The organism is Gilliamella sp. W8126 (assembly GCF_016102185.1).
In the GTDB taxonomy this organism is placed as follows: Bacteria; Pseudomonadota; Gammaproteobacteria; order Enterobacterales; family Orbaceae; genus Gilliamella; species Gilliamella apis_A.
The window spans coordinates 256,375-273,735 of sequence record NZ_JACFPE010000003.1 but is presented as its reverse complement, the minus strand read 5'-3'; the positions used below and the strand labels follow the sequence as shown (position 1 = coordinate 273,735).

Annotated in this window: 16 protein-coding genes; 5 read left to right on the top strand and 11 right to left on the bottom strand. The window is 33.7% G+C overall.

What is annotated here, in order from left to right; all coding sequences use genetic code 11:
* Positions 1 to 413: 413 nt before the first annotated feature.
* The 6 genes from H3S74_RS08335 to murA all read right to left on the bottom strand — a co-directional run bounded on the left by H3S74_RS08335 (position 414) and on the right by murA (position 5,903).
* Positions 414 to 1,484 (bottom strand): acyltransferase, encoded by a 1,071-nt coding sequence (locus H3S74_RS08335; protein ID WP_110447044.1) that lies wholly within the window; start codon positions 1,482 to 1,484, stop codon positions 414 to 416.
* A 151-nt stretch (positions 1,485 to 1,635) separates the two neighbouring features.
* Positions 1,636 to 1,887, bottom strand: coding sequence for a GNAT family N-acetyltransferase (locus H3S74_RS08330; RefSeq protein WP_110447043.1), 252 nt, complete (start codon positions 1,885 to 1,887; stop codon positions 1,636 to 1,638).
* A gap of 169 nt (positions 1,888 to 2,056) precedes the next feature.
* Entirely contained in the window at positions 2,057 to 3,019 is a 963-nt protein-coding gene (gene pfkA, locus H3S74_RS08325) for a 6-phosphofructokinase (protein WP_110447042.1), read from the bottom strand.
* Between the two features lie 93 nt (positions 3,020 to 3,112).
* The gene (locus H3S74_RS08320) at positions 3,113 to 4,009 is read right to left on the bottom strand and encodes a cation diffusion facilitator family transporter (RefSeq protein WP_086364378.1); all 897 of its coding nucleotides are present in this window, start codon (positions 4,007 to 4,009) and stop codon (positions 3,113 to 3,115) included.
* 11 nt (positions 4,010 to 4,020) lie between these two features.
* Positions 4,021 to 4,596 (bottom strand): DJ-1 family glyoxalase III, encoded by a 576-nt coding sequence (locus tag H3S74_RS08315; RefSeq protein WP_110447041.1) that lies wholly within the window; start codon positions 4,594 to 4,596, stop codon positions 4,021 to 4,023.
* A 53-nt stretch (positions 4,597 to 4,649) separates the two neighbouring features.
* On the bottom strand, positions 4,650 to 5,903 hold the full coding sequence (gene murA / locus H3S74_RS08310; protein ID WP_198247655.1) for a UDP-N-acetylglucosamine 1-carboxyvinyltransferase: 1,254 nt from the start codon (positions 5,901 to 5,903) through the stop codon (positions 4,650 to 4,652).
* 305 nt (positions 5,904 to 6,208) lie between these two features.
* Between murA and H3S74_RS08305 the strand changes: the two genes are divergently transcribed.
* The 4 genes from H3S74_RS08305 to can all read left to right on the top strand — a co-directional run bounded on the left by H3S74_RS08305 (position 6,209) and on the right by can (position 9,387).
* Positions 6,209 to 6,406 (top strand): YbdD/YjiX family protein, encoded by a 198-nt coding sequence (locus tag H3S74_RS08305; protein ID WP_034883017.1) that lies wholly within the window; start codon positions 6,209 to 6,211, stop codon positions 6,404 to 6,406.
* A 17-nt stretch (positions 6,407 to 6,423) separates the two neighbouring features.
* On the top strand, positions 6,424 to 7,458 hold the full coding sequence (locus H3S74_RS08300; protein WP_198247654.1) for a GTP-binding protein: 1,035 nt from the start codon (positions 6,424 to 6,426) through the stop codon (positions 7,456 to 7,458).
* 154 nt (positions 7,459 to 7,612) lie between these two features.
* On the top strand, positions 7,613 to 8,671 hold the full coding sequence (locus H3S74_RS08295) for an FAD-binding protein (protein WP_110447038.1): 1,059 nt from the start codon (positions 7,613 to 7,615) through the stop codon (positions 8,669 to 8,671).
* Between the two features lie 56 nt (positions 8,672 to 8,727).
* The gene (gene can, locus H3S74_RS08290; RefSeq protein ID WP_086321232.1) at positions 8,728 to 9,387 is read left to right on the top strand and encodes a carbonate dehydratase; all 660 of its coding nucleotides are present in this window, start codon (positions 8,728 to 8,730) and stop codon (positions 9,385 to 9,387) included.
* A 2-nt stretch (positions 9,388 to 9,389) separates the two neighbouring features.
* Here the strand turns inward: can and nrdG are convergent, their stop codons facing one another.
* From nrdG to trxA, 5 genes are all read right to left on the bottom strand, one after another.
* The gene (nrdG, locus tag H3S74_RS08285; RefSeq protein ID WP_086359305.1) at positions 9,390 to 9,854 is read right to left on the bottom strand and encodes an anaerobic ribonucleoside-triphosphate reductase-activating protein; all 465 of its coding nucleotides are present in this window, start codon (positions 9,852 to 9,854) and stop codon (positions 9,390 to 9,392) included.
* A gap of 17 nt (positions 9,855 to 9,871) precedes the next feature.
* A complete protein-coding gene (gene nrdD / locus H3S74_RS08280) occupies positions 9,872 to 12,007 on the bottom strand; it encodes an anaerobic ribonucleoside-triphosphate reductase (protein WP_065577817.1) in 2,136 nt (711 codons plus the stop codon).
* A gap of 375 nt (positions 12,008 to 12,382) precedes the next feature.
* Positions 12,383 to 13,798: an NADP-dependent phosphogluconate dehydrogenase gene (gene gndA, locus H3S74_RS08275; RefSeq protein WP_110447036.1), complete on the bottom strand. Its 1,416-nt coding sequence runs from the start codon at positions 13,796 to 13,798 to the stop codon at positions 12,383 to 12,385.
* Between the two features lie 173 nt (positions 13,799 to 13,971).
* Entirely contained in the window at positions 13,972 to 15,234 is a 1,263-nt protein-coding gene (gene rho / locus H3S74_RS08270; RefSeq protein WP_065577819.1) for a transcription termination factor Rho, read from the bottom strand.
* A 325-nt stretch (positions 15,235 to 15,559) separates the two neighbouring features.
* Positions 15,560 to 15,886: a thioredoxin TrxA gene (trxA, locus tag H3S74_RS08265; protein ID WP_198201625.1), complete on the bottom strand. Its 327-nt coding sequence runs from the start codon at positions 15,884 to 15,886 to the stop codon at positions 15,560 to 15,562.
* A gap of 153 nt (positions 15,887 to 16,039) precedes the next feature.
* On the opposite strand from trxA, the gene rhlB reads away from it, so the two are divergent.
* Entirely contained in the window at positions 16,040 to 17,266 is a 1,227-nt protein-coding gene (gene rhlB / locus H3S74_RS08260) for an ATP-dependent RNA helicase RhlB (RefSeq protein ID WP_198247653.1), read from the top strand.
* Positions 17,267 to 17,361 lie beyond the last annotated feature (95 nt).

Genomic DNA, 17,361 nt, shown 5'->3' with positions numbered 1-17,361 from the left:
CAGATTGTCTGTTTCTTCTTTTTAAAGAGCTGACAGCTTTTTAATTTACTTCACAATTTCTTGTTTCAGTTTGCTGTCTCAAGGGCTGCGTATACTACGCTACACCTTTTCATTCGTCAAGATCTTTTTTTAAAATTTTTGACCTTGCTCACTAACACGACCTTTATCTGCTTGTCGCTGACGCCGTGTCAGTGGATGCGCATTATAGGCACTTCATTTTTTTTGGCAAGTGAAAAATTGCAATTACGATTCCGTTTGTTTTTTATTTGTTCAATGCTCATGTTGGTATATTTATAATATATCTTCAGCAATTATTATAAACATAATAAAAAACAAAACTTTGCTATAAATCACATTTTTCAACATAAAAAAAATAAAAAACCTATTTTTTCTCTTTTAATAGCAATTTTATTTTAACGATTACCGCCAATTAAATATTTTGCTTTATCTTTAAATATCCATTTTATTAGATTAGCTATAATGATACTTATCGTTAATGTAGATATTAAAAAGCTAATTGCACCAAGTGAAGCTAATTGTCCGTTATCGGTTCTAATTACATCTGCTATTGGTGAATTAAATACTTGTTGTTCCAAAAGTAACACAATAATTTCATGAATAAAGTAAATTGGAAAACTTATATTGGCCATATATGAAAAAAACTTATATGTTCTTCCATGTTCATTCTTACGGTTTAAACCATCTAAAAAATAAAGCGCTAAAATAAATAAAATAATTTTTTGTAATGTATCATAATAAAGTTTTTCAACACCTAAATAGTCAACATAACGATACACAAATGGAATACAAAAACATAAACCAAAAAAGAAAATTACTAGCAATAGATTATCTTTAACTAATTGCATAATTTTTTCATAATTCTGTTTTATCATCATACCCGTTAAATAAACCGGTCCATAATGCAACAAATTTAATAACGGCCGAGTATAATCAGGTTTAGTAAACATAACTACCCAAAACATTGATATCAGACCAATAACAATCAAACTTTTTTGAGACCAGGAATATAGTAAAGGACTGATTGCAAAAATCATGATAATCATCGGCATAAACCACAATGGTAACAGTTGCGTGCCAGTCAACATCATCTTGACAATAGAACCAAGCGCACTCGGTTCAGTAGATGAAAAAAAAGGTAAGCTAGATAAAGACTGATAGTGAAAGTATAAAAAACAGAATATTGATACTGATATATATGGACATACAACTGTTTTGAATTTAGATAAATAATATTCCTTTACCTTATATTTGTATGTTAAATGTTGAAATAAAAAACCCGCAATTAAAACAAAAAAAGTGGTGAAGTTAAAAGCAAATAAATTCAAAAAAGAAAATAAATAACTATTAGCGATTAAATTACTATTTTTAAAAACACCTAAGCAATGGCTAAAGACGATCATAATGATAGCTACGCCGCGTAATACATGGATAGAGTGGATTTTTTGAGGTTTGACTGTTGCCATTTTAACACACTAAATTTAACGAAGAAAATTTAGCATACATTAGCATAAAATCTGCTAATAAAAACTAGGATTATTATAGAAAAACAATAAAATATTTCTTGACAAAAGCTGGAGAGAATTACAAAAGATCTATATATAAAACTGATTTTAATTAATTATTTAATTTATTTTTAGCAAACGAACATAAAGGTATAATTTCACGCTTTTCTTGCTGTAATTTTTTAACGACAAGTTCAAGTAACTTGTCTGCAATACCATGGCCTCGATAAGCAGGATCAGTATATGTATGATTAATCGTTGCCTTATCATCACCAATTCGAGTAAATGTCATTTCAGCTATTTCTTGATTATTATCATTACAAACATAAAAACGGTCATCTTCTTGCTTATATTGTAATGTCATAAAAACCTCAAATTTTTATCGAAATTAATGAACCATGACTAGAAAATTATAGAAATTTATTAATAAAAAAATCTTTATAAGATCAATAGGGTGGATAATTGATATATCTATTTAAAACCTTAATCTTATCAATTATCCACATCTTATTTGATTATTAATAGAGCAATTTTTAGAATAAACGTTTTGCAGTATTATAAAGATCCATATCAAATGGCCTTTTCATATTATTAATCGCATCGATAATATCATGATGCACTAATTTACCATTTTGGATGCCTACACAACGTCCAGCATGACCATTAATAAGTAATTCAACAGCATAAGCCCCCATGCGCGAACCTAAAATTCGGTCATAAGGTACTGGTGAACCACCACGTTGTACATGTCCCAAAATCGTTGCTCGAGTTTCATGATGAACAGCAGCTTCAATATCCTTTGCCAATTGGTTTACATCACACATATTTTCAGTCACAGTAACTATCGCATGTTTTTTACCTTTAGCAAAACCTAGTTTTATCTCTTCAATTAAGTCTTCTTTAGTATAAGAAACCTCAGGGATAATCATAAACTCACAACCACCAGCAACTGCCGCATTTAGTGTCAAATCTCCGCAATCACGGCCCATGATTTCAATCACAGAAATTCTATGATGTGAAGAACAAGTATCTCTTAATCTATCGATAGATTCTACAGCGGTGCCTAAAGCAGTAAAATAACCAATAGTATAGTCAGTTCCACGAATATCGTTATCAATGGTGCCAGGTAAACCAATACATGGAAAACCTTCTTCAGTTAAACGCATCGCCCCCATATAAGAACCATCACCGCCAATTACAACTAATGCATCGATTTGATGTTTCTTTAAATTAGCGATCGCTTTTTTTCTAACTTCTTGGTCTTTAAATTCAGGAAATCTAGCTGATCCTAAGAATGTACCGCCACGAGTGATAATATCGGAAACGCTAGAACGATCTAACTGAACGATTCGATCTTCACACAGACCTAAATAACCATCATAAATGCCAAAAACATCTAATCCTTCAGTTAATGCGGTTCTCACAACACCTCGAATAGCTGCATTCATCCCTGGCGCATCACCACCACTGGTTAAAATACCTATTTTTTTTATCATACAAAATAACTCCAATATATAAACCTTCGGCTATTATAAGGTCATAATAATTAACTAACAATAAAAGTTTAGAGGCTATTTTGATTAGTTTATCTACTTATTCATTTCTAAGGGGACAACAGAAACAGGATCTTGATGAATAATCACTGTTGCAGGCGCAAATTCTTGAGCAATATGTTTTTCAACTGCATCAGCGACAGCATGCGCTTTGATTAAAGGCATATCATCGTCTAATTCAAGATGCAATTGTATAAATTTTAATGGCCCAGCTTGTCGAGTTTTCAGATCATGAAAACCATGTACATTTGAGTATGAAGTAACAATTTCACTAATTTTTTGGTTATCACTTTCTGGTAAGGCTTTATCTAATAAGTCTTGAATTGCACTATAAGCTATTTGATAAGCATTATAAAAAATATATAGCGCAATAAAAAAGGCAAAACAGGCATCAGCATAAGTAATACCATACCAACTTAAAAAGAGAGCCACAATAACCGCAATATTCATAAACATATCAGAAGAATAGTGCAACATATCAGCTTCAATTGCTTTGCTTTTAGTCTGTTTTATTACATGTTTTTGGTATAAAACTAATACCCCTGTCACAATAACTGAAATCACAGAGACAGCAATACCTAATAAAGGTGAAGCTATTGCTTCTGGATGAATAATAGATTTAATACTTGAAAGTAATAAAATAGTTGCAGAACCAATAATAAAGGTGCTTTGTGCTAATGCAGCCAACGATTCGGCTTTTCCGTGACCAAAAGTATGATCATCATCAGCCGGTTTTAATGCATAACGAACTAAGAAAAAGTTAAGTCCAGATGCCAATAAATCAATACTCGAATCTAAAAGAGAGGCAAATAAACTCATCGAGCCAGTAAACCAGCACGTAAGTAATTTTATAATAATTAGGAAAACAGAAATTAAAACGGCACTTAATGTAGCCCTTTTAATTAACTTTTCGTACAAATGTGATTTTGACATTTGTTACCTATTTATTGGTAGGATGCGATTCCTTGTGGTAGAACTAGCTGTGCAGCAACTTGAGCTGCAGCCTTTTTATCTAATAGAATTTCAATAATTTTCAATGCAAAATCAATAGACGTTGCAGGACCTTGACTGGTAATGACTCTATTTTGTGCATCAAAATAAACTCTATCCGATTTCCAATGTTTAAAAGCATCTCTCGTTTCTGGATAACCGGTCATATATGCATCTGGAAATAAATTATGATGTTGCAGAACCATTGCCGGAGATGCACAAATAGCAGCAATTATATTGCCAGCTTGATGTGCTTGTTTTAATTTTTCAATTAATTGTTGGGAGTCGCGAAAGTTTTCCGCTCCTTTTAATCCACCAGGTAAAATAATCACATCAAAATCAAGATTATTAACTTCTGAAAATACCTTTTGGGCTAAGATAGTTACTCCACGAGAACATTCAATTTGTCTATCTTCGGTGATGCTAGCGTAAGTGACATTTATTCCGGCTCGAGTTAATAGGTCAATAGTTGTGACTGCTTCGGTTTCCTCACAGCCATTTGATAAAAATACTAATGCTTGCTTTGTCATGTTACACTCCTTTTTATCTAATAGCTGTGTTTAAACAGCGTCAAAAATTAAAACTATTTTACTCGTTCGATATTAGCGCCCAATTTTCTAAGCTTCTCTTCAATATTATCATATCCACGATCAATATGGTAAATACGATCAACAACGGTCGAACCTTCAGCGATACATCCAGCTAAAACTAAACTTGCTGAAGCTCGCAAATCAGTCGCCATAACTTGAGTACCACTAAGTTTTTCAACACCATGAGTAATTAACGTATTACCTTCGATTTCACCATGTGCCCCCATACGAATAAGCTCTGGCACATGCATAAAGCGATTTTCAAAAATCGTTTCTTTGATAATTCCAGTTCCTTCTGCCACCATATTTAATAATGAAAACTGGGCTTGCATATCCGTTGGGAACCCCGGATGTGGTGCAGTATGAATATTTACAGCTTTTGCTCGTTTGCCTTGCATATCTAAACAAATCCAATCTTCACCTGTTTCAATATTAGCACCAGCCTCCTTCAATTTTGATAGCACAGCATCTAATAAATTTGGATCAGTTTTACGACAAGTTATTTTACCTCTTGAAATAGCAGCTGCAACCAAAAATGTTCCTGTTTCAATACGATCAGAAACAACCTCGTGTACGCCACCACCAAGACTAGTAACACCTTCAATTTCAATACGCATAGTACCAACACCGGTAATTTTAGCGCCCAGCATATTTAAGAATTTTGCGGTATCAACAATTTCAGGCTCACAAGCTGCATTTTCTATTATAGTTTTACCTTCAGCTAAGGTTGCTGCACACATAATTGTTACTGTCGCCCCAACACTCACCTTATCCATAACAATGTGAGCACCTTTTAAACGACCATTAACTGTTGCTTTAACATATCCTTCATCTAAAGTGATTGTCGCACCTAACTGTTGTAAACCAGTAATATGCAAATCTACAGGTCTTGCACCTATAGCACATCCACCCGGTAATGAAACTTGCCCTTGTCCAAATCGAGCAACCAGTGGACCTAAAGCCCAAATTGATGCACGCATGGTTTTGACAAGTTCATAAGGTGCACAATAATTGTCAATTTCGCCAGCATCAAGATGAATAGAACCGTTACGTTGGTATTTCACGCCTAATTGCGCAAGCAATTCGAGTGTTGTATCGATATCTTTTAATTTGGGAACATTTTGCAACTCAACTGGCTTTTCAGCCAAAATTGCAGCAAATAAAATAGGTAGCGCAGCATTTTTAGCGCCAGAAATGACAACTTCCCCATTTAAAGAAGTAGGGCCAGTAACGTGAAACTTTTCCATTGTTAACTCTTATTCATTTTAAATGGCCGTTATTATAGAAGTTATTTATCAATAGATAAATGAATTTTACCAAAATATAATCACTAATTTATCTTTACTAAAGCAACTCAACACGATTTCAATTATTTGATATATCTCTTTTATTTATCCTAAATTTTATTTAATAAATTAGATTAAAATTATTATTAATCAGAGATTGACTCACTTCACATCGGCATTTATAGTGAGATTGATATTTTTGAAAAGATCAATTAATTAAAAAATAAAATAATCTTAACTGCTTTATTTAATAAAAAGAGATAAATATGTTTGACTCAATCGCTAAAGCTGGAAAATATTTAGGTCAAGCCGCCAAACTAATGGTTGGAATTCCCGATTACGATACGTATGTACAACATATGAAACTAACTCATCCAGAACAAACTCCTATGACTTATGAAGAGTTTTTTAAAGAACGACAAGATGCTCGTTATAGCGGCAAAGGTGGCTTTAAGTGTTGTTAAATAGAAAGGAATAATTTATGCCACAAGATATTAGTACTTCCTTATTACCAGTCACCTTATTAACTGGATTTCTCGGTTCAGGAAAAACAACACTCATCAATTACCTGCTTGAAAATAATCACAATGAAAAAATAATGATTATTGAAAATGAATTTGGTCCAGTAAATCTTGATAGCAACTTACTTACACCGAATCAGGATATTCAAATTGTTGAAATGACCAATGGTTGCATTTGTTGCACTGTACAAGGTGAACTGACCAAAGCTCTCCATCAATTGCACGCAGAAAGACAAGCTGGAAAATTGCAATTTGATAGACTTATTATCGAAACCACAGGGCTTGCCGACCCGGCACCTATTATTCAAACTTTTTTTATTGATGAGCTAATTAGAGAAACAATTAGACTTGATGCAATTATTACGATTGTTGATTCTCAACATATTTTGCAACATTTAAATGAACATCGAGTTGCTGTTTCTCAAATTGGTTTTGCCGATCGTATTATTTTATCTAAAACCGACTGCATCACCGAACAACAACAAATTGAAATTCTAAATCGCCTTCAGAAAATTAATAGTAAAGCAACTATCTATCAAGCGATTAATGGTAAAATTGCAAAATCACAATGGTTAGATATCCATGCTTTTGATTTAGATGAGGAATTAGTTCTTAATAAAGGTTTTTTTATTGTTAATCCATCCAAACAGTTAGAAACTAATTTTAAAACAATTCCATATCAAACCTCATCTTGGAATGATGATATCTGTTCCTATCTTTTTGAAGCTGGAGAACTTGATCTTAAAAAGATTGGCTCATTTATGGAAAATCTAGTTGATAAATACGGTAATGATATGCTGCGCTATAAAGGGATACTTGCAATTAAAGACAATAACCAAAGGCTCATTGTTCAAGGAGTCCATAAAATTGTCGGTTTTGATTACGGTTCTCCATGGCAACAAGCTTCCGAAAAAATATCTCGCTTAGTTGTGATTAGTCGAACTTTACCATTTGATGAATTAAATAAGGAATTTTTACAGACGGTAGCAAATTAACTGATCACAATTAATTAAAATCGACTAAAAAACCCCTTTCCTCAAAATTTTTTAGTAAAATCGACTAAATCTTCGATTTTACTATTAACTGCCTTTTTATCGAATATGGTAAAATGGTCAGCTTTCAACCAAATAAAACAGATAACACAAGAATATGGATTACGATATTGCCATCATTGGACTTGGACCTGCCGGTAGCACGCTCGCTCGGTTACTTAGCCCATCTTTTAAGATCATTGCATTAGATAAAAAACATCAAGCTGGTGATGAAGGTTTTCAAAAACCATGTGGTGGCTTATTGGCTAATGATGCACAAAAAGCGTTTGTAAGACAAAAGCTGAATTTACCATTGGATATATTAACTGATCCGCAAATTTTCAGCGTAAAAACCATCGATCTGCAAACGAAACTGATCCGTAATTATCAACGCAGTTATGTCAGTTTTGATCGACATAAATTCGACCTATGGTTAAAGTCGCTTATACCAAATAGTGTCAATGTGTTACATGATACGCTATGCAAAGAAATCAGAAGAGTCATTGATGGATATCAAGTCACTTATATTGATGAAAATAAAATTGAACATAAGATTACCGCTAGATATGTAGTTGGAGCTGATGGCGCAAATTCAGTTGTTCGACGTATGCGCTATCCTAATCATTCAATTAGACAATATGTTGCTATCCAACAATGGTTTACAGACAACCATAAAATTCCTTTTTATTCTTGTATTTTTGATAATAAAACCACAAATTGTTATGCGTGGAGCATTTCCAAAAATAAACATTTCATTTTTGGTGGAGCCTTCCCTAAAAAGACAGCCAATCAACATTTCGAGTTATTAAAAGAAAAATTAGCTCAACAAGGTTTTATTTTTGGCGAACCTTTAAAAACCGAAAAGTGTCTTGTTGTTTACCCAAATCGATTCCGAGATTTTTATACTGGTAATGAAAATATCTTTTTAATTGGTGAAGCTGCGGGCTTTATTAGTGCTAGCTCGCTAGAAGGTATCAGTTATGCACTTGATAGCGCTGAAATTCTTAGCAAAATATTAAATAGTGGCGTAGCAAAACCTAATAAACATTATTATCAAAAAACAATGCCTTTACGCTTTAAACTATATAGCAAAATTATTAAAGCAAAAATTCTTACTACGCCAATATGGCGAAAGTTAATAATGAAAAGTAAAATTCAGCATATAAAAACAATTTAGTTAATACAAAATTAGCAAATGTTTCTAACAATGAAATATAACAAGGAATAGACATTATGTTTGATGTTAGCGATCTTATTCGCTTTAATCACGAATGGTCAGAAAAAATAGAACAAGAAGATCCTGATTTTTTTAAACAGCTTGCCGTTGCTCAGAACCCAAAATTTTTATGGATTGGCTGTTCTGATAGTCGAGTGCCCGCTGAAAAATTGATTAAATTAAAACCCGGAGAATTATTTGTTCACCGTAATGTTGGTAATTTGGTTATCCATACCGATCTTAACTGTTTATCTGTCGTGCAATATGCCGTTGATGTACTTGAGATAGAAGATATTATCATTTGTGGACACTTAGGTTGTGGTGGAATTAAAGCTGCAGTCGAAAATCCCGATCTAGGTCTAATTAACAATTGGTTACTACATATTCGTGACTTATGGTTCCGTTATAGTTCTTTAATCGGCGAATTTCCCGCCGATATTCGTTTAGATATTTTATGTGAGCTTAACGTTATTGAACAAGTCTATAATCTAGGACATTCAACCGTTATTCAATCCGCATGGCAAAGAGGTAAAAAAGTTAATTTACATGGTTGGGTTTATGGGATTGATAATGGCAAGATTACTGACTTACATATTACATCATCGAGCAGTGAAAATCTTGAAATCAATTATCGAGAAGCTATTTCTTATCTATTAAATTTGCATAAATCACAATAATTTTATTTAAATCGATGGATAATTTGATTACTGCTGCCTCGCCATAATAGCTTAGGATCAGCCAGTTCTTGCACAAATTTTCCATCAATCAAAACATCTATATAGGGAACTACAGCTTGTTGAGCATCGGTTAACTCATCAAGCTTATAGCCTGTCCATAACCAAATATCTTTATTATCACACTCATTTTTTACTCGTTTTACCAGTTTTAAAATGGCAGGGACATTTTGTGGGTGCAAAGGATCACCACCAGAAAGTGATAATCCTTGGCGTTTTATTTCAGTATCTTGTAAATCTTTAATAATTTGATCTTCAAGTGATTGTGTAAATGGCTTACCAGAGTTTATTCCCCATGTGCTTTTGTTATAACAGCCAGGACATTGATGTATACAACCAGCAACAAAAAGTGCACAACGAGTCCCTTCACCATTAACCACATCAACAGGATAATAACGATGATAATTCATAATGATAAAATAATTTATTAGCCTATTTGCCCATTATCTAAATGTTTAACTCGGCGTTTGACTTCTTCTTGTTTACCTGCATTAAATGGACGAGCATCGGGACTGCCTAAATATCCACAAACACGACGAGTAACAGAAACTTTAGCTGAATCATGATTACCACAGCTAGGACAAACAAAACCTTTGCTAGTACATGAAAATTCACCGGTATAACCACATTCATAACATTCATCAATTGGCGTATTGGTACCATAATAAGGTACACGCGTATAGCTGTAGTCCCACACATCTTCTAATGCTTTAACATTATTAATCATGTTAGGGTATTCGCCGTAACAGATGAAACCACCGCTTGCTACTGCTGGATAAGGTTTTTCAAATTCGATTTTTTCATATGGATTCACTTTTTTCTCAACATCAAGGTGGAAACTGTTAGTATAGTAACCTTTATCTGTTACTCCAGGAATAATACCAAATTCAGAAGTATCTAAACGGCAGAATCGGTCGCATAAGTTTTCACTCGGTGTACTATATAAACTAAATCCATAACCAGTCTCTTTTTTCCATTGCTCAACCGCTTTAGCTAAATGTTCAACGATTGCTACACCTTTATTACGTAAGGTTTCACTATCGAATGGATGAGTTTGATTACCATAAAGTGCATTTAAAGTTTCATGCAGACCAATATAACCTAAAGAGATTGATGCACGGCCATTTTTGAAGATTTCAGAAACACTGTCATCTTCTTTTAAGCGAACACCACAAGCACCTTCCATATATAAAATCGGAGCAACACGAGCTTTGACACCATCAAGACGAGCAATACGAGTCATCAATGCCTTTTTACAAAGTGTTAAACGTTTATCTAAAATTTCCCAGAAACGAGCTTCATCACCTTTAGCTTCAATGGCAATACGAGGTAAGTTAAGGCTAATGACACCTAAATTATTCCGACCATCATGAATTTGTTGACCATCTTCTTCATAAACACCTAAAAAACTACGGCATCCCATCGGCGTTTTAAATGATCCAGTTACTTCTACAACTTTATCGTAGTTTAAAATATCTGGATACATACGTTTACTTGCACACTCTAAGGCTAACTGTTTAATATCATAATTAGCATCACCTTGTTTGTGATTAATACCATCTTTAATTGCAAACACTAATTTAGGGAATACCGCCGTTTTATGATTTTTACCTAACCCTTTTATACGCACTTTTAAAATTGATTCTTGAATTAACCGTGATTCCCAACTTGTTCCTAAACCAAACCCAAATGTAACAAATGGAGTTTGTCCATTAGCCGTATGTAAAGTATTTACTTCATATTCTAAAGATTGAAATGCATCATAACACTCTTTTTGGGTACGACTTTCTGCATAAGCCTCTGGATTTGGGATATTCCATTCTTCAGCAACTTGCTTATGTTTTTGATAACTAATAGTGACAAATTTTGCTAAAATTTCATCAATACGATTTATGGTGGTACCACCATAAATATGGCTGGCGACTTGCGCAATAATTTGAGCTGTTACTGCTGTCGCTGTGGCGATAGATTTTGGCGGTTCAATTTCAGCATTACCCATTTTAAAACCATTAGTTAACATGCCATCTAAATCAATTAACATACAGTTAAACATTGGGAAAAATGGAGCATAATCAAGGTCATGATAATGTATTTCACCACTATCATGCGCGCGCGAAATATCCTTTGGTAATAAATATTGTTTCGCATAATGCCGAGCAACAATACCTGCTAATAAATCGCGTTGAGTAGGAATGACTTTACTATCTTTATTCGCATTTTCGTTCAAAATAGCGACATTACTTTGTTCTATTAGCCCACGAATATCTTGATTTAAACGGCTACGCTCTTCACGAGCACGATCACGATCATGTCGATATTCAATATAGGTTCTCGCTAATTTTTTATAAGGGCCTGACATTAGTTGATTTTCAACAACATTTTGAATTTCATTAATATCGACACTTTCACGATCCATCATTTGATTAGTCACTACGCGAGCCACCGCTGCACAATAATCTGGATCATTAACATTAGCCGCAACAGCTGCTCTTATAATAGCATCCTTAATACGAGTCTCATTAAATGCAGTCTGACAACCATCACGTTTGATTACTACGGGCATATATACTCCTCAATATTCATTAATAGTTAGCGCTTAGCATGAGTTTTTATCGACCTTAATAGTTAATGTACTTATTCAAAACTATTGATTTTTTATTAAAATATGAGGCTTTTGGATATAAACTCGGATTTTCACATCGCTTTAGAAAACACTATATGTAGTAAATATGTTTGAATTATACGCCATATATTGTGTTTTTCTAGTTTTTTAAAAAAATAATTTACTTGACAAAGCAAACGCCAATAATCACAAGTCTTCCGGTGAATAGCATTAAAAAAATTTGGATAAATAGGATATAAAAGGTGAATAAATTTTGTTAGAGTGCAAATTAATTTTGCACTCTTATATAAGAAAAAGTATAGATATTTATCAAAATTAAGATTCAATATTTAACCAATCAGTATGGAACACACCCTCTTTATCGATTCGTTTATAAGTGTGCGCACCAAAATAATCTCGTTGGGCTTGAATCAAATTTGCGGGTAACACTGCTGAACGATAACTGTCATAATATGCGATTGCAGCCGACAGTGTAGGAACAGCAATACCTTGCGAAACAGCTAAACAAATTACATCACGCAATGATTGTTGATAGGCTTCAACTGTTTTAGAAAAATATGGTGCTAAAAGTAAATTATCAATATTATTATTTTCACTATAAGCATCAGTAATTTTTTGTAAAAATTGTGCGCGAATAATACAACCTGCTCTAAAAATCTTAGCAATTTCGCCATAATTTAGTTGCCAGTTGTAATGTTCTGATGCAGCCTTTAATTGAGCAAACCCTTGTGCATAAGAGATAATTTTCCCCATATAAAGTGCTTTACGAACTTTCTCAATTAACGTTTGCTTATCTCCTATAAATACCTCTTTGCTAGGTCCTTTTAGTACTTTTGATGCAGCTACACGTTGATCTTTAATCGCTGAAATATAACGTGCAAATACTGATTCAGTAATTAAAGATAATGGTTCACCTAAATCTAATGCGCTTTGGCTTGTCCATTTGCCAGTTCCTTTATTGCCTGCGGCATCCAGAATCTTATCAACCAAATAATCGCCATTTTTATCTTTATATTTAAAGATATCTGCGGTAATTTCGGTTAAATAACTATCTAACTCGCCTTTATTCCAATCAGAAAAAACATCAGAAAGTTCATCATTAGTTAATCCACCTACATGTTTTAACACACTATAGCTTTCAGCGATTAGTTGCATATCACCATATTCAATACCGTTGTGAGCCATTTTAACATAATGTCCGGCTCCATCAGGACCTATATAAGCTACACAAGGTTCCCCATTTGCTTTTGCTGCAATTTTTTCTAAAATTGGTGCAACAAGTTCATAAGCTTCTTTTTGACCGCCAGGCATAATTGATGGCCCTTTTAGTGCGCCTTCTTCACCACCTGAAACACCTGTTCCGATAAAATTAAAGCCTTCATCAGATAACATTTTATTACGACGAATTGTATCCTCAAAATAAGCATTACCACCATCAATAATAATATCACCTTTATCTAACAAGGGTCTGAGTTCATCAATGACAGCATCGGTGCCTTTACCTGCTTGCACCATAATTAGGATACGGCGAGGTTTTTCTAAAGAATTAACAAAATCTTCAATACTATAATAAGGAACCAATCGTTTATCAGAATGTTCTGCTATAACCTCTTCTGTTTTGTCTCTAGAGCGATTGTAGATTGATACTGAAAATCCACGACTTTCAATATTCAGTGCTAGGTTTCGCCCCATAACGGCCATTCCGATGACACCGATTTGTTGTTTAGACATAATTTGGCTCCTTTACTTGATTTAATCTTTATAACCTTATAAGGTTTGATATTACTACGTTAACACAATTATTTAGTCATAATTAGATTACATTCTGCCATAAAAAAAGCCGTATCAATACTTAATACGGCTTTTTTTCATAACTTTAATTAAATTACTTTAAACAAAGCAAATTATGAGCGTTTCATCATTTCAAAAAACTCGTCATTGGTTTTAGTCATGGCAAGTTTATCGATTAAGAACTCCATTGCGTCAATTTCGCCCATTGGATTGAGAATTTTACGTAAAATCCACATTTTCTGTAATTCGTCTGGAGAAGTCATTAAATCTTCTTTACGAGTACCTGAGCGATTAAAGTCAATAGCAGGAAATACACGGCGTTCAGCAATTTTACGCGATAAATGTACTTCCATATTACCAGTACCTTTAAATTCTTCGTAAATAACTTCATCCATTTTAGAACCTGTATCAATTAGAGCCGTCGCTATAATGGTTAAACTACCACCTTCTTCCACATTACGTGCAGCACCGAAAAAGCGCTTAGGACGATGTAAGGCATTAGCATCAACACCACCAGTTAATACTTTGCCTGATGATGGAATAACAGTATTGTATGCACGAGCTAAACGAGTAATTGAGTCTAATAAAATAATGACATCTTTTTTGTGCTCAACCAAACGTTTTGCACGTTCTATTACCATTTCGGCAACTTGAACATGTCTTGCCGCTGGTTCATCAAACGTTGAAGCCACGACCTCACCTTTAACTAGGCGTTGCATTTCAGTCACTTCTTCTGGTCGCTCATCGATCATCAATACGACTAATTCACACTCAGGGTGATTAACCGCTAAACTTTGAGCAATGTTTTGTAGTAACATGGTTTTACCCGCTTTAGGAGGCGCAACAATCAAACCACGTTGACCTTTACCGATTGGAGAGGCTAAATCAAGTACTCTTGCAGTAATATCTTCGGTTGAGCCATTGCCACGTTCCATACGTAAGCGAGAATTTGGATGTAGAGGAGTTAAGTTTTCAAAAAGGATCTTATTGCGAGCATCTTCAGGTTTATCGTGGTTAACTTCATTTACTTTTAATAAAGCAAAATAACGCTCGCCTTCTTTTGGCGGTCTAATTTTACCGGCTATAGTATCGCCAGTTCTTAAATTAAAGCGCCTAATTTGACTTGGTGAAACATATATATCATCAGGCCCTGCTAAATAAGAACTATCAGCAGAACGCAAAAAGCCAAAACCATCTTGCAAAATCTCTAGAACACCGTCGCCAAAAATATCTTCACCACTTTTAGCATGCTGTTTTAAGATTGCAAAGATAATATCTTGTTTTCTAAGACGGGCAAGATTTTCAAGCCCCATTTTTTTCTCACCAAGCGCTACAAGCTCGGCAACAGATGTGTTTTTTAATTCAGTTAAATTCATAGTTTTAAAAATTCTTGAGGATAAAATTGATATGTTTGCAATTACTGCTTTTGTTGTATATTTCTTTCATTTACTTCTAAAAATTTCTCTTTCTAGCAATGTATAAAATTAATTATTACTTAGCTTTTGATGATAATTACGCGATTGGATATTGAATTTCACCACTTTATCAAGAAAAACAATGGATTGCTGAAAGGGGTTTCTGTAAGAATTTTAGCAATTTACACTAAAATTATAAGGCTGTCTATATTTTTAATTATATTTTATGGAAATAAAAATAATAAGCGCCATTATAAACGCTTATTATTTATATTTATTGAACAAATTAAAGTTGTGGATCGATAAATGCTTTAAGTTGTGCTTTTGATAATGCACCCACTTGAGTAGCTACTACTTCACCATTTTTAAAAATTAATAATGTTGGAATACCACGAATACCAAATTTTGGCGCTATATTTGGATTTTGTTCTACGTTTAATTTAGCAATAATAATTTTATCACCATACTCTTGAGCGATTTCCTCTAAAATAGGGGCAACCATTTTACAAGGTCCACACCATTCAGCCCAAAAATCAACTAATACAGGTTTTGTTGATTCGTTAATTGTATTATCAAATGTAGCTTCAGAAAGTGAAACAATGCTATGACTCATTTAATTATCTCCTAAGGAATTTATCTGAAATTATATTAGGATATTTTCATATCTACTGCTAGTAATTATTATAATAGGATATAATTATTAGTGAAGTTGTTATATTTAGTATGTTACAATTGCCGAATTCTGATAATTATACTTTAAACAATAATGATTCAATCATATCTTACAAAAACAACTTTCAATCAATTTCCCCTGCATCCATTAGTTATAAAAGCATTGGAGAAAAAAGGTTTCGTTTACTGTACCCCAATTCAAGAACAAACATTACCATTAACCTCAAAAGGAATTGACATTGCAGGACAAGGACAAACTGGTACGGGTAAAACGATTGCGTTTTTGGCTTCAACATTTAATCATTTATTGAATAATGATCCATTAGCCGATCATAAGCCGAATCAGCCACGAGCTATCATTATTGCACCAACACGTGAATTAGTGGTACAAATTTATCATGATGCACAAACGCTTTCAGAACAAACTGGCCTCAAATTAGGTTTAGCTTATGGAGGTGATGGTTATGATAAACAATTAAAAATGTTGTCTGCTGGTGTTGATATATTAATTGCTACCACTGGTCGACTAATTGATTATGCAAAACAAGATTATATTAACTTAGAGGCAATTCAGGTTGCCGTTCTTGATGAAGCAGATCGTATGTTTGATTTAGGTTTTATCCGTGATATTCGTTGGATATTTAAACATATGACAGCGCCTAAAAAACGCCTCACTATGTTATTTTCTGCAACTTTAACTCATAATGTTCGTGAGCTTGCTTTTGAATATATGAATGAACCACAATATATTGAAGTTGAACCTGAACAAAAAATTGGTCATAGAATTAAAGAAGAACTATTTTTCCCATCAAATGAGGATAAATTAGCTTTACTACAAACTTTAATTGAAGAAGAATGGCCAGATCGCTGTATTGTATTTGCAAATACTAAAGTTGCTTGTGAGAAAATTTGGCGCCATTTAGTGGCTGACGGTCATCGTGTCGGCTTATTGACGGGTGATATAGCACAAAAAAAACGTTTATCTATTCTTGATAAATTCACTCAAGGTGATCTTGATATATTAGTTGCAACGGATGTTGCTGCACGAGGTTTACATATTCCAAATGTAACTCACGTTTTTAATTATGATCTGCCTGATGATTGTGATGATTATCGACATCGAATTGGTCGTACTGGCCGTGCTGGAGCTGCAGGTTATTCAATTTCATTAGCTTGTGAGCGTTACTCTCAAAACCTACCAGCTATTGAAAAAGCAATTGATCATGCTATTCCGGTTAGTCAATATGATCCTCAAGCATTACTTACAGATCTACCGACACCACGACCTTTCAAAAGAACAACTCGTAGAAAGCCATCATAACAAGGTAGCTGCTATCTGCTTAAATAAGAGTTAATTCATTACCATCATTAAGTTAATAACTTTAATGATGGTATTGAACTTATAAGATAAACAGA

Bases quoted from the DNA above. Each gene is read 5' to 3' on its own strand.
- H3S74_RS08335 (WP_110447044.1), bottom strand. From the start codon at position 1,484: ATGGCAACAGTCAAACCTCAAAAAATCCACTCTATCCATGTATTACGC.
- H3S74_RS08330 (WP_110447043.1), bottom strand. From the start codon at position 1,887: ATGACATTACAATATAAGCAAGAAGATGACCGTTTTTATGTTTGTAAT.
- pfkA (WP_110447042.1), bottom strand. From the start codon at position 3,019: ATGATAAAAAAAATAGGTATTTTAACCAGTGGTGGTGATGCGCCAGGG.
- H3S74_RS08320 (WP_086364378.1), bottom strand. From the start codon at position 4,009: ATGTCAAAATCACATTTGTACGAAAAGTTAATTAAAAGGGCTACATTA.
- H3S74_RS08315 (WP_110447041.1), bottom strand. From the start codon at position 4,596: ATGACAAAGCAAGCATTAGTATTTTTATCAAATGGCTGTGAGGAAACC.
- murA (WP_198247655.1), bottom strand. From the start codon at position 5,903: ATGGAAAAGTTTCACGTTACTGGCCCTACTTCTTTAAATGGGGAAGTT.
- H3S74_RS08305 (WP_034883017.1), top strand. From the start codon at position 6,209: ATGTTTGACTCAATCGCTAAAGCTGGAAAATATTTAGGTCAAGCCGCC.
- H3S74_RS08300 (WP_198247654.1), top strand. From the start codon at position 6,424: ATGCCACAAGATATTAGTACTTCCTTATTACCAGTCACCTTATTAACT.
- H3S74_RS08295 (WP_110447038.1), top strand. From the start codon at position 7,613: ATGGATTACGATATTGCCATCATTGGACTTGGACCTGCCGGTAGCACG.
- can (WP_086321232.1), top strand. From the start codon at position 8,728: ATGTTTGATGTTAGCGATCTTATTCGCTTTAATCACGAATGGTCAGAA.
- nrdG (WP_086359305.1), bottom strand. From the start codon at position 9,854: ATGAATTATCATCGTTATTATCCTGTTGATGTGGTTAATGGTGAAGGG.
- nrdD (WP_065577817.1), bottom strand. From the start codon at position 12,007: ATGCCCGTAGTAATCAAACGTGATGGTTGTCAGACTGCATTTAATGAG.
- gndA (WP_110447036.1), bottom strand. From the start codon at position 13,798: ATGTCTAAACAACAAATCGGTGTCATCGGAATGGCCGTTATGGGGCGA.
- rho (WP_065577819.1), bottom strand. From the start codon at position 15,234: ATGAATTTAACTGAATTAAAAAACACATCTGTTGCCGAGCTTGTAGCG.
- trxA (WP_198201625.1), bottom strand. From the start codon at position 15,886: ATGAGTCATAGCATTGTTTCACTTTCTGAAGCTACATTTGATAATACA.
- rhlB (WP_198247653.1), top strand. From the start codon at position 16,040: ATGATTCAATCATATCTTACAAAAACAACTTTCAATCAATTTCCCCTG.